Genomic DNA, 13,332 nt, shown 5'->3' on the forward strand with positions numbered 1-13,332 from the left:
ATGTGGTAAGATATAGGGAGGTTGTACGTCTTTGCAGGAAGGAAAGTATAAAGATCTTTCCTGTTTGGGGCTCCGATTACTTGCCCCACCGTATAGATTTGCATAAGTGTAACTATGGCGTCTACCCAGCCTAATAGTGGGTGCCAAGTTTTCTAATGATTGCTTAAGGAGGCTTATCAATGGCAGTAGATATGGAACAAGATATTGTAGGACTAGTAGCTAAAGATACAGAAGTAAAAGTCAATATTGTGGAAAAGGTTATTGAATTATTAAGTGAAGGAAATACAGTCCCTTTTATTGCCAGGTATCGGAAAGAAGTTACTGGTGGACTTGATGAAGTTCAGATTAAAAATATTCAAGACAGGTATCAATATGCGGTCCATTTATCAGAAAGAAAACAAGAAGTTCTTCGGATTATAGAGGAACAAGGGAAATTAACTGATGACTTAGAAAAGGAAATAAAAGCCGCAACCCAACTGCAAAGAGTGGAAGATCTATATCGTCCGTATAAACAAAAGAGAAGAACAAAAGCAACGATTGCAAAAGAAAAGGGGCTAGAGCCTCTTGCTGAATTAATTTGGGACCAAGAGATTGCTCAAGTAGAAGAAGAAGCGCAAAAATACTTCTCTGAAGAACACGAATTACATACGGTGGAAGATGTATTGGCGGGAGTAAATGATATTATCGCCGAATGGATTTCAGATGATGCGGAGTTTCGTGATTATATTCGGGAAGAAACATTTAAGCGAGGAATGATTGAATCAGAAGTAAAAGATGAAGAAAAAGATGAAAAACGTGTTTATGGCATGTACTATGAATATCATGAAGCGGTTCGCTCGCTTGTTTCCCATCGAATCCTAGCATTAAATCGTGGGGAAAAGGAAGATATATTAAAGGTATCCATTGAACCACCTGTAGAACGAATTCATGAATTTTTACAGAATAAAGTCATTAAAAAACAAACAAACGAAGAAATCAAGGCAATATTGAAGGCGGCAATAGAAGATAGTTATAAGCGTTTAATACAACCATCCATTGAAAGAGAGATTAGAGCGAGCTTAACTGAAAAAGCAGAAGAACAAGCGATTGATGTCTTTGCAGTAAATTTAAAAAATCTATTATTACAGCCGCCATTAAAAGGAAAAACGATTCTTGGTGTCGATCCGGCCTATCGTACAGGTTGTAAATTAGCTGTGGTGGATGAAACTGGAAAGGTACTTGATGTTGGGGTCATGTATCCGACTGCACCAAAGAATGATGTAGTTGGATCTGAGAAAATAGTTATGGAAATCGTAAGGAAGTTTCATATTGAATTAGTAGCGATTGGAAATGGAACAGCATCAAGAGAAACCGAACAATTTATTTCAGATGTTATCTCTAACAATCAGCTAAGCATACCTTACATCATTGTTAATGAAGCTGGAGCAAGTGTGTATTCTGCTTCAGAACTTGCCCGTGAGGAATTTCCTGACCTACAAGTAGAACAGCGGAGTGCAGCCTCTATAGCGCGCCGTGTACAAGATCCATTGGCAGAACTTGTGAAAATCGATCCTAAATCAATTGGTGTCGGTCAGTATCAACATGATGTAAGCCAAAAAGCATTAAATGAGTCATTAACCTTTGTTGTAGAAACAGCCGTAAACCAAGTGGGTGTAAATGTGAATACAGCATCTTCTTCTTTATTACAATATGTTTCAGGCTTAAGCAAAACCGTTGCAAATAATATTGTGAAACGCAGAAATGAAGAGGGGAAATTTACGAAGCGTCAAGAATTGAAGAAAATACCAAGACTTGGTGCGAAGACTTATGAACAAGCTATTGGATTTTTACGCATTATTGATGGAGCGAATCCATTGGATAGAACTCCCATTCACCCAGAAAGCTATCCTAGTATAGAAAGACTTTTAGAAATGATGGACTGTACGATAAGTGATATTGGGACAGAAAAAATCCGAGATAAAATAAATGGATTGGATAAAAAAGAAGTAGCGGAACAATTAGAAATTGGAGAACCTACTTTAGTAGACATCTTAAATGCATTAAGTCGTCCAGAAAGAGACCCGCGTGATGACTTTCCACAACCATTATTGAAACAAAATGTCATGACATTAGAAGATCTGAAACCGGGTATGGAATTGCAAGGTACAGTTCGTAACGTGGTAGACTTTGGTGTGTTTGTCGATGTTGGTGTCAAACAGGATGGGCTTGTACACATATCAAAAATGGCGAATAAGTTTGTCAAACACCCAATGGATATTGCATCAGTCGGGGATGTTGTTACCGTATGGGTAGAAGATATTGATGTGGATAAAGGAAGAGTTGCTTTATCGATGGTACGGAATGAGAAGTAATGGAATTAGATAATGAAAAAAACCAAGGTGACATTTTAGTTCACCTTGGTTTTTTGTGGTTTATTTTTCTACACCAATTGCAGCTTCTACTTCACTTAGGGAAATTCCTAAAGCTTTTGCAACACCTTCACCATATTTAGGATCAGCTTTGTAACAGTTGGTAATATGTCGTAATTGGATGTCCTTTGTTGTTCCTTCCATTGCACGAGCAGTATTTCCGAATAATTGGTTTTGTTGCTCTTCAGACATTAGGTTAAATAACTTACCAGGTTGTTCGAAGTAAAGATCATCGTCTTCACGGAAATCATAGTATCCGATTCCGCCACCATCGTATAATGGATCTTGATGTTCTTTACTGTCTTGCCATTCTCCATAACTATTTGGAGAGTAGGAGATTCGACCACCAGAAGCAGGGATTACTCTTCCTTGACCATCTCTGTGGTAAGGATGGAAATTCTTTGCGTTCTTCGGATAGTTAACTGGGATTTGCCAGTGGTTTACACCTAAACGATAACGTTGTGCATCCCCGTATGAGAACAGGCGACCTTGTAACATTTTATCTGGTGAGAATCCAATACCAGGAACGATGTTGGTTGGTGCGAATGCAGCTTGCTCCACTTCTTCAAAATAGTTTTCAGGATTACGATTAAGTTCAACTTCCCCAACTTCAATTAAAGGGAAGTCTTTTTTATACCAAACTTTTGTTAAGTCAAATGGATTGTACGGCAATTCCTTTGCTTGTTCTTCTGTCATGACTTGAATGTACATGGTCCATTTTGGATAGTCCCCATTTTCAATAGCATGATATAAATCTTTTTGATGGCTATCTGGTTCTTTACCTCTTAAAACTTCAGCCTCTTGATCTGTTAGGTTTTTAATACCTTGTTGTGTTTTAAAGTGGAATTTCACCCATACACGCTCATTATTTGCATTAATTAAACTGTACGCATGGCTACTGAACATATTCATATTTCGGTAGCTTGCTGGAATTCCTCGGTCACTCATTACAATCGTTACTTGGTGAAGTGCTTCAGGAAGTGATGTCCAGAAATCCCAGTTTGCTTGTGAACTATGCATATTTGTTTTTGGATCGCGTTTCACAACATGGTTTAAATCTGGAAATCTCTTAGGATCTCTCATGAAGAAAACAGGAGTGTTGTTCCCAACTAAGTCCCAGTTACCTTCCTCTGTATAGAACTTCATTGCTGTACCGCGAATATCTCGATCAGCGTCTGGTGCACCACGTTCACCAGCTACAGTGGAGTAGCGAATGAACATATCCGTCTTCTTACCAACTTCGGAGAAAATATCCGCTTTTGTATATTTAGTAATATCATTCGTTACGGTAAATGTTCCATATGCACCGGAACCTTTTGCATGCATACGGCGTTCAGGAATTACTTCTCTATCGAAATGTGCAAGCTTTTCAATAAACCAGAAGTCCTCCATTAATAGTGGACCGCGTTTACCTGCCGTTTTAACATCATCATCATTAGGTACTGGAGCACCAAATGCGGTAGTTAGTTTTTTCTTTTCTTCACTCATTGTATTATCCCCTTCCGAATAATATTTGTTCTAGTAATCTAAGACTACTACTCTGGCAGATAGGAAAGTATTAAACTTTCTCTCTGCATAAATGTAACTCAGGCATCCGCCTAAAGGCCTGACGAATACCAAGTTCTCTAAATAGATTTAACCTTTATAACGTAGACTTCAGGTGGGATAAATCTATGTAGCGTGTATATATTTAAATCCATATGAATTGAAAAGGACGATTATCACTTAATGTGATAATCGGGAATGGATTAAAATCACTCCCAATTCATATTATAATACATTACAATTAAAAATCAATATTTAATTACAATAATTTTAAACAAGTAAATGTTATTGGTAAGAGTGAAGTTATTAAAAAGGAACTAACAGAATGATTATATAACTTATTTTTATGATATGATAAGATATAGAAGTATAATGAGGTGTTTTCAAATGGATCCATTAAATGAGAAATCATTAGTTAATTTGGTTAATGATATATCGTTGAAATTCTTCGGCAAACCTTTCACAGACAAGGTAGTTTTTAACCATCGTTTACGTACAACAGGAGGTAGGTATTTACCTTCTGAAAGATTAATTGAGTTAAATCCAAAATATGCTGTAGAGACGGAAACTGGTGAATTTATCGGAATCATTAAGCATGAATTATGTCATTATCATTTACATATAGACGGAAAAGGGTATAAACACGGAGATGCAGATTTTAAGAAATTATTAAAAAAGACCGGATCTCCAAGGCATTGCAAACCTTTGCCTTCACAAGCAAATATGTATAAGTACTTATATAGATGTAAAGACTGTCACTATGAATATAAGAGAAAGCGTAGAGTAGATACAAATAAATATAGGTGCGGTAAATGTAGAGGTAGGCTTATATTAATAGAAGAATAAAAACGTTTTTGAAATACTGGCGTTCGTTATTAGCTTCTGCGAAAGTTACACTTATGTAGAAAGTAAGTCTGTACATGTTGAAAATAAACTTTCTTAAAAATAACTTATACCTTATAAGGATGTGTGTTAGTGAATCCTTTATGAAAGATGGTAACTAGGAAAAGCGACTTACGTTGTTTTCCTACAACTTTTACAAAAATGTTGACGGATTTTTTTATCCATGATAAATTAATAAAGCTGTTTCGGATTTTTTATTTTTAAGTTTTGCGATGATAAAAAAATCTTAATAAACAGTTGACAATCCACTTTAAATCGTTTATTATATAAAACGTCGCTGCTAATAATAAATGTTAAAAATAAACATATGTTAATGCAGTAGAATATAGAAGAATTAATTTTATTCCACAGTAGCTCAGTGGTAGAGCAATCGGCTGTTAACCGATCGGTCGTAGGTTCGAATCCTACCTGTGGAGCCATATTGGAGAAGTACTCAAGAGGCTGAAGAGGCGCCCCTGCTAAGGGTGTAGGTCGCGATAGCGGCGCGAGGGTTCAAATCCCTCCTTCTCCGCCACTTTACATAGTGGCCCGTTGGTCAAGCGGTTAAGACACCGCCCTTTCACGGCGGTAACACGGGTTCGAATCCCGTACGGGTCATCTTTATAAATAGGTCCGGTAGTTCAGTTGGTTAGAATGCCTGCCTGTCACGCAGGAGGTCGCGGGTTCGAGTCCCGTCCGGACCGCCATTCAATTGGGCCATAGCCAAGCGGTAAGGCATCGGGTTTTGATCCCGTGTACCCTAGGTTCGAATCCTAGTGGCCCAGCCATTTTTTCTTTTTGTATTAATTCCTTATATTAATCTGCTTTACATGTATTGTTAGAGTTTAATGGCGGGTCTTAAATACTATTGATGCAATAGTATTTTTTTATGAAAAGAACTAAAACCTTTAAATATTACGAGCCATTAGCTCAGTCGGTAGAGCATCTGACTTTTAATCAGAGGGTCGAAGGTTCGAATCCTTCATGGCTCACTTTTAATATTTGCGGTCGTGGCGGAATGGCAGACGCGCTAGGTTGAGGGCCTAGTGGGAGTTAATCCCGTGGAGGTTCAAGTCCTCTCGACCGCATCATGAACTATAATTTATTTTATTACATTATTGCGCCCGTAGCTCAATTGGATAGAGCGTTTGACTACGGATCAAGAGGTTAGGGGTTCGACTCCTCTCGGGCGCGCCATTATTATCGGGAAGTAGCTCAGCTTGGTAGAGCACATGGTTTGGGACCATGGGGTCGCAGGTTCGAATCCTGTCTTCCCGACCATTATTACTTTTCTATCAATCTATTATATATGCGGGTGTAGTTAAATGGTATAACCTCAGCCACGAGCGACACTTCTACCGAATAATCTACGAGTTGCCTCGAAGTATTGACTTCCTTGAATAGGCTTGTAGATGGAGAGGCATGTTGGTCGAGATTGAATCTGAAGTACAAATTTATTATATTGCGCGGGTGTAGTTAAATGGTATAACCTCAGCCTTCCAAGCTGATGTCGTGGGTTCGATTCCCATCACCCGCTCCATTATTTTTATAATGGGCCTGTAGCTCAGCTGGTTAGAGCGCACGCCTGATAAGCGTGAGGTCGGTGGTTCAAGTCCACTCAGGCCCATCCAACAAGACATTCGGCTCGTCCTCTTGTATCTACTGTAATTTTAGGGGATCTAGGTTACCTCATAACTAGATTTGTTCCTATACTTACATCGACAAGATGACGGCTGTTTTTCTTTTCTTATAATAATTATCCCTCGAAGCTATATACTTTGTAGTACCTTTCATGTTTTCCTCTCAATTGATAATAAAGACGATACCTAGATTATTAGATATGTAGAAATATACCTTTATTTCGTCTTTAATATGATGAATGAATTTTTCGGTGAATGTTTTTCCGTTTAAATTAGTTTCCAACAACTTGAAATTAACTTTAAAAGTATTTTCTGTGTACCCCGAGTATTAAACTTTTTATTTGAAAGTTCTATGTTACCATATACACAACTTGTGAGGGTGGAGTCGTGGTTTGAAAAAAATTTCAAACTATGGCTCTATTTTTTTGTTTGTTCATAAACTGACGGAATACAATGCTCTCCTCCTAGAAAGGTTAAGTGCGATACTACCTTTATTCTAACCCTTATTGATAGGAATTTCTTTTTTATTTCTCCTAATTTGTTGTTTCTGTTGAATAATTCAAAGGCTTTTAATTGTTAGCCCAGAACCCCCCTAGGAAACAAAGGAGGTGGGTGGGAGATTAACTACCCGTAAAGATCCGATAAGTGTGACTAACCATCATTGGGGATGAAGGAATTCCCAATGATGAAAGTCTTCTTATTTTTATTGTAGATTAAAAACCACAGCCTTTGTTACTTAAATCTAGACGGCATTTGGAGTCATTATCATTACTTAGTTCAGGAGTGTGAATATCAATAATGTGTTCAAGAAAAAAGGGGAGGTTCATTTACATCAACCTAGAATGGGTGAATTAATAATAAAATTTCAAATTAATTATACCCAATTAATGGGAAAAAATGTTACGCTTTGCCTAAAGAAAAATAAATAAAGGGGGATAGAATGAAGAAAAAATATATTTACATATTTGTTGGTCTTGTTATTGCTTATTTTATGTCTAATCACTTTTTGTATTTCGTTTCTTCTTTTGGAACTTTCGAAGTGATTAATAAACAAAAAACTGGTGATAAATTTGAGTTGGTTGTTGAATTAGAAGATGAAGGTAAAAATCAAGCAATTGAAATAAATGATAAAGCCCAGATTATTTATAAAGAGAGGGATTACGCCTTCACAGAAGATATCTGGGAAAAAATAACGATTAATACAGAATATCAAATGAGCATACAAAAATATCGATTTCCTGTATCTGTTTTTAAAGGGGAATATAGTCTAAGCCTCCTTTATCTAGATTAAAGAAGTTATGGTTTATTATAGATAAAAAGTTATTAAAGATTAAAGGGACAGCGAAAAAGAATTCTCATATCTTAAACTTTCTAGATTTTGAATAATTGAAAATCCTAAAGTCGAATTTCTGGATAATAGGATACCCATGTCCAATTTAAGTGTTATTTTCAAAAAATGTTGCTCAACTTTTTGATCAAAAATGATGGTTTTATTTTTGTTCGCAAAACAAAAAAACACATCGCAAAAATTTCTTGAAAAAACTGTTGACAATTGATTGATAAGGATGCTATAGTATTCATTGTCGCTTCTGAAAGGCGCATCTAATTAACGACAACTAATTAAAAATAATTGTTGACATGAGATGCTAAAAGTGATATATTATAAAAGTCGCTGTTACGAAGCGATTAAATGAATTTGCTCTTTGAAAACTGAACAAAACAACCAGTATGTTAAGATAAAAGAAACTCTTTTTCTTTTAAAATAGAAGGTAACACTTCTAGAAGCTAAGAGATAGAATTAATTATGTTAATTCTAAACAAACTTTTTTGGAGAGTTTGATCTTGGCTCAGGACGAACGCTGGCGGCGTGCCTAATACATGCAAGTCGAGCGCTGGAAGCTAATTTCATCCCTTCGGGATGAAATTAGTGGAAAGAGCGGCGGACGGGTGAGTAACACGTGGGCAACCTACCTATAAGACTGGGATAACTCGCGGAAACGTGAGCTAATACCGGATAATACTTTTTATTGCATAATAAGAAGTTTGAAAGGCGGCGTAAGCTGTCACTTATAGATGGGCCCGCGGCGCATTAGCTAGTTGGTGAGGTAAAGGCTCACCAAGGCAACGATGCGTAGCCGACCTGAGAGGGTGATCGGCCACACTGGGACTGAGACACGGCCCAGACTCCTACGGGAGGCAGCAGTAGGGAATCTTCCGCAATGGACGAAAGTCTGACGGAGCAACGCCGCGTGAGTGAAGAAGGTTTTCGGATCGTAAAACTCTGTTGTTAGGGAAGAACAAGTCAGGTAGTAACTGACCTGACCTTGACGGTACCTAACCAGAAAGCCACGGCTAACTACGTGCCAGCAGCCGCGGTAATACGTAGGTGGCAAGCGTTGTCCGGATTTATTGGGCGTAAAGCGCTCGCAGGCGGTCTTTTAAGTCTGATGTGAAAGCCCACGGCTTAACCGTGGAGGGTCATTGGAAACTGGAGGACTTGAGTGCAGAAGAGGAGAGTGGAATTCCATGTGTAGCGGTGAAATGCGTAGAGATATGGAGGAACACCAGTGGCGAAGGCGACTCTCTGGTCTGTAACTGACGCTGAGGAGCGAAAGCGTGGGTAGCGAACAGGATTAGATACCCTGGTAGTCCACGCCGTAAACGATGAGTGCTAGGTGTTAGGGGGTTTCCGCCCCTTAGTGCTGAAGTTAACGCATTAAGCACTCCGCCTGGGGAGTACGGCCGCAAGGCTGAAACTCAAAAGAATTGACGGGGACCCGCACAAGCGGTGGAGCATGTGGTTTAATTCGAAGCAACGCGAAGAACCTTACCAGGTCTTGACATCCTTTCGACCTCCCTAGAGATAGGGATTTCCCTTCGGGGACGAAAGTGACAGGTGGTGCATGGTTGTCGTCAGCTCGTGTCGTGAGATGTTGGGTTAAGTCCCGCAACGAGCGCAACCCTTGATCTTAGTTGCCAGCATTAAGTTGGGCACTCTAAGGTGACTGCCGGTGACAAACCGGAGGAAGGTGGGGATGACGTCAAATCATCATGCCCCTTATGACCTGGGCTACACACGTGCTACAATGGATGGTACAAAGGGCAGCGAAACCGCAAGGTCAAGCAAATCCCATAAAACCATTCTCAGTTCGGATTGTAGGCTGCAACTCGCCTACATGAAGCCGGAATCGCTAGTAATCGCGGATCAGCATGCCGCGGTGAATACGTTCCCGGGTCTTGTACACACCGCCCGTCACACCACGAGAGTTGGTAACACCCGAAGTCGGTGAGGTAACCTTTTGGAGCCAGCCGCCGAAGGTGGGACCAATGATTGGGGTGAAGTCGTAACAAGGTAGCCGTATCGGAAGGTGCGGCTGGATCACCTCCTTTCTAAGGATATACGAAAAGCGGAAGCACCCGGTTAGCGACGTACAAACTAGACTGAGCCGAAGGAGATAAAGGAAACACGATGAACGTAAGTGAATCGATGTTGACTTACACCACAAGGGTATAAGTGCGACTAAGCCTCTGGTTTCACCAGTCGGCAAGTCTTCTTTATCGCGCGGAGGTAAAGGAAGTTTGCTAGTCGCTGGGTGCTGCAGCTGGACATTACGGAACATCCTAATTTGGATGAAGCATACTGTGTTGTTTGGTTCAGTTTTGAGAGAGCAAATCTCTTTGGAACTTTGTACCTTGAAAACTAAATAAGAGTAATCAAACGACATCAATTAAAAGGCTGAAGCGACTGTTCAACGACGTACGGACTGGACTGAGCCGAAGGAGATAAAGGAAACACGATGAACGAAAGTGAATCGATGTTGACTTATCGCACGAAGGTGAAGGAAGTACGCTAGTCGTTAGGAGCTGAAGCTAGATTTAAAGCAAGGCTATATAATAGCACGCTTATTCATTGTAAACTTAGTTAAGTGAATAAGGGCGCACGGTGGATGCCTTGGCACTAGGAGCCGATGAAGGACGGGACTAACACCGATATGCCTCGGGGAGTTGTAAGTAAACATAGATCCGAGGATTTCCGAATGGGGAAACCCACTGTTCGTAATGGAACAGGACTTATGTCTGAATACATAGGGCATAAGAGGCACACCCAGGGAACTGAAACATCTCAGTACCTGGAGGAAGAGAAAGCAAATGCGATTTCCCAAGTAGCGGCGAGCGAAACGGAAACAGCCCAAACCAGAGAGCTTGCTCTCTGGGGTTGTAGGACACTCCACAAGGAGTTACAAAGAAATTCTTTAGATGAATCAACCTGGAAAGGTTAGCCAAAGAGGGTAACAGCCCTGTAATCGAAAAAGAATTTCCTCCGGAGTGGATCCTGAGTACGGCGGAACACGTGGAATTCCGTCGGAATCCGGGAGGACCATCTCCCAAGGCTAAATACTCCCTAGTGACCGATAGTGAACCAGTACCGTGAGGGAAAGGTGAAAAGCACCCCGGGAGGGGAGTGAAAGAGTACCTGAAACCGTGTGCCTACAAGTAGTCGAAGCGCGTTCATGCGTAACGGCGTACCTTTTGTAGAATGGACCGGCGAGTTACGATTGTATGCAAGGTTAAGTGGAAGACACGGAGCCGTAGCGAAAGCGAGTCTGAATAGGGCGATTTAGTATGCGGTCGTAGACCCGAAACCGTGTGATCTACCCATGTCCAGGGTGAAGGTCAGGTAACACTGACTGGAGGCCCGAACCCACGTATGTTGAAAAATGCGGGGATGAGGTGTGGGTAGGGGTGAAATGCCAATCGAACACGGAGATAGCTGGTTCTCTCCGAAATAGCTTTAGGGCTAGCCTCAAGATGATGAGTACTGGAGGTAGAGCACTGATTGGACTAGGGGCCCTCATCGGGTTACCGAATTCAGTCAAACTCCGAATGCCAGATACTTAAACTTGGGAGTCAGACTATGGGTGATAAGGTTCATAGTCGAAAGGGAAACAGCCCAGACCACCAGCTAAGGTCCCAAAGTATACGTTAAGTGGAAAAGGATGTGGAGTTGCTTAGACAACCAGGATGTTGGCTTAGAAGCAGCCACCATTTAAAGAGTGCGTAATAGCTCACTGGTCGAGTGACTCTGCGCCGAAAATGTACCGGGGCTAAACGTATCACCGAAGCTGTGGATTGTTCTTACGAACAATGGTAGGAGAGCGTTCTAAGTGCTGTGAAGTCAGACCGTGAGGACTGGTGGAGCGCTTAGAAGTGAGAATGCCGGTATGAGTAGCGAAAAAAGAGTGAGAATCTCTTTCACCGAATGCCTAAGGTTTCCTGAGGAAGGCTCGTCCTCTCAGGGTTAGTCGGGACCTAAGCCGAGGCCGAAAGGCGTAGGCGATGGACAACAGGCAGATATTCCTGTACCACCTCATGACCGTTTGAGCGATGGGGGGACGCAGTAGGATAAGGAATGCGCACGGATGGATGTGTGCGCCCAAGCAGTGAGAAAGTCAGGTAGGCAAATCCGCCTGGCCATTTCAAGCTGTGATGGGGAGGCCTTCTGGCCGAAGTTCCTGATTTCACACTGCCGAGAAAAGCCTCTAGCAAGGTCACAGGTGCCCGTACCGCAAACCGACACAGGTAGGCGAGGAGAGAATCCTAAGGTGAGCGGGAGAACTCTCGTTAAGGAACTCGGCAAAATGACCCCGTAACTTAGGGAGAAGGGGTGCTCTACGGAGTAGAGCCGCAGTGAATAGGCCCAAGCGACTGTTTAGCAAAAACACAGGTCTCTGCGAAGCCGAAAGGCGAAGTATAGGGGCTGACACCTGCCCGGTGCTGGAAGGTTAAGGGGAAGAGTTAGGGCTTTTGCCCGAAGCTTAGAACCGAAGCCCCAGTAAACGGCGGCCGTAACTATAACGGTCCTAAGGTAGCGAAATTCCTTGTCGGGTAAGTTCCGACCCGCACGAAAGGTGCAACGACTTGGGCACTGTCTCAACGAGAGACCCGGTGAAATTATACGATGCGTGAAGATGCGCATTACCCGCGACAGGACGGAAAGACCCCGTGGAGCTTTACTGTAGCCTGATATTGAATGTCTGTGCAGCTTGTACAGGATAGGTGGGAGCCTTAGAAACGTGAGCGCCAGCTTACGTGGAGGCATCCGTGGGATACCACCCTGGCTGTATGGACCTTCTAACCCAGGACCGTGATCCGGTTCGGAGACAGTGTCAGGCGGGCAGTTTGACTGGGGCGGTCGCCTCCCAAAAGGTAACGGAGGCGCCCAAAGGTTCCCTCAGAATGGTTGGAAATCATTCGCAGAGTGTAAAGGCAGAAGGGAGCTTGACTGCGAGACCTACAAGTCGAGCAGGGACGAAAGTCGGGCTTAGTGATCCGGTGGTTCCGCATGGAAGGGCCATCGCTCAACGGATAAAAGCTACCCCGGGGATAACAGGCTTATCTCCCCCAAGAGTTCACATCGACGGGGAGGTTTGGCACCTCGATGTCGGCTCATCGCATCCTGGGGCTGTAGTCGGTCCCAAGGGTTGGGCTGTTCGCCCATTAAAGCGGTACGCGAGCTGGGTTCAGAACGTCGTGAGACAGTTCGGTCCCTATCCGTCGTGGGCGTTGGAAGTTTGAGAGGAGCTGTCCTTAGTACGAGAGGACCGGGATGGACATACCGCTGGTGTACCAGTTGTTCCGCCAGGAGCATAGCTGGGTAGCTACGTATGGAAAGGATAAGTGCTGAAAGCATCTAAGCATGAAGCCCCCCTCAAGATGAGACTTCCCATCATTTTAAATGAGTAAGATCCCTCAGAGACGATGAGGTTAATAGGTTTGAGGTGGAAGCGTGGCGACACGTGGAGCTGACAAATACTAATCGATCGAGGACTTAACTAATTTCTTTTCATGTCTTGATT

The 13,332-nt window shown here is 42.2% G+C and carries 4 protein-coding genes, 11 tRNA genes and 2 rRNA genes; 16 read left to right on the forward strand and 1 reads right to left on the reverse strand.

Annotation, left to right across the window (positions count from 1 at the left end):
* The first annotated feature begins 191 nt into the window (after nucleotides 1-191).
* Nucleotides 192-2,351, forward strand: coding sequence for a Tex family protein (locus MHI02_RS03495; protein ID WP_379566671.1), 2,160 nt, complete (start codon nucleotides 192-194; stop codon nucleotides 2,349-2,351).
* 60 nt (nucleotides 2,352-2,411) lie between these two features.
* Here the strand turns inward: MHI02_RS03495 and MHI02_RS03500 are convergent, their stop codons facing one another.
* Nucleotides 2,412-3,896: a catalase gene (locus MHI02_RS03500; RefSeq protein WP_047183650.1), complete on the reverse strand. Its 1,485-nt coding sequence runs from the start codon at nucleotides 3,894-3,896 to the stop codon at nucleotides 2,412-2,414.
* A gap of 444 nt (nucleotides 3,897-4,340) precedes the next feature.
* Here MHI02_RS03500 and MHI02_RS03505 point away from each other — a divergent pair, with 444 nt between their 5' ends.
* The 15 genes from MHI02_RS03505 (at nucleotide 4,341) to MHI02_RS03575 (ending at nucleotide 13,312) form a co-directional block, all read left to right on the forward strand.
* Nucleotides 4,341-4,799, forward strand: coding sequence for a SprT family protein (locus tag MHI02_RS03505; RefSeq protein WP_341165636.1), 459 nt, complete (start codon nucleotides 4,341-4,343; stop codon nucleotides 4,797-4,799).
* A 401-nt stretch (nucleotides 4,800-5,200) separates the two neighbouring features.
* A tRNA-Asn gene (locus MHI02_RS03510) sits at nucleotides 5,201-5,275 on the forward strand.
* Between the two features lie 4 nt (nucleotides 5,276-5,279).
* A tRNA-Ser gene (locus tag MHI02_RS03515) sits at nucleotides 5,280-5,370 on the forward strand.
* Between the two features lie 11 nt (nucleotides 5,371-5,381).
* Nucleotides 5,382-5,453: transfer RNA gene (locus MHI02_RS03520), tRNA-Glu, on the forward strand.
* Nucleotides 5,454-5,465: 12 nt separating this feature from the next.
* Nucleotides 5,466-5,542: transfer RNA gene (locus MHI02_RS03525), tRNA-Asp, on the forward strand.
* Between the two features lie 6 nt (nucleotides 5,543-5,548).
* Nucleotides 5,549-5,623 (forward strand) — tRNA-Gln (locus MHI02_RS03530).
* A 131-nt stretch (nucleotides 5,624-5,754) separates the two neighbouring features.
* Nucleotides 5,755-5,827, forward strand: a tRNA-Lys gene (locus tag MHI02_RS03535).
* 12 nt (nucleotides 5,828-5,839) lie between these two features.
* A tRNA-Leu gene (locus tag MHI02_RS03540) sits at nucleotides 5,840-5,923 on the forward strand.
* A 32-nt stretch (nucleotides 5,924-5,955) separates the two neighbouring features.
* Nucleotides 5,956-6,032, forward strand: a tRNA-Arg gene (locus tag MHI02_RS03545).
* A gap of 7 nt (nucleotides 6,033-6,039) precedes the next feature.
* Nucleotides 6,040-6,116 (forward strand) — tRNA-Pro (locus MHI02_RS03550).
* Between the two features lie 185 nt (nucleotides 6,117-6,301).
* A tRNA-Gly gene (locus tag MHI02_RS03555) sits at nucleotides 6,302-6,375 on the forward strand.
* 13 nt (nucleotides 6,376-6,388) lie between these two features.
* Nucleotides 6,389-6,462 (forward strand) — tRNA-Ile (locus MHI02_RS03560).
* 953 nt (nucleotides 6,463-7,415) lie between these two features.
* On the forward strand, nucleotides 7,416-7,766 hold the full coding sequence (locus MHI02_RS03565; RefSeq protein WP_341165637.1) for a hypothetical protein: 351 nt from the start codon (nucleotides 7,416-7,418) through the stop codon (nucleotides 7,764-7,766).
* A 533-nt stretch (nucleotides 7,767-8,299) separates the two neighbouring features.
* Nucleotides 8,300-9,865: ribosomal RNA gene (locus MHI02_RS03570) — 16S ribosomal RNA — on the forward strand.
* Nucleotides 9,866-10,395: 530 nt separating this feature from the next.
* Nucleotides 10,396-13,312: ribosomal RNA gene (locus tag MHI02_RS03575) — 23S ribosomal RNA — on the forward strand.
* The 16S and 23S rRNA genes sit together here, the layout of an rRNA operon.
* Nucleotides 13,313-13,332 lie beyond the last annotated feature (20 nt).

This window comes from Oceanobacillus sp. FSL K6-0118, assembly GCF_038006665.1.
Classification (GTDB): Bacteria; Bacillota; Bacilli; order Bacillales; family Amphibacillaceae; genus Oceanobacillus; species Oceanobacillus caeni.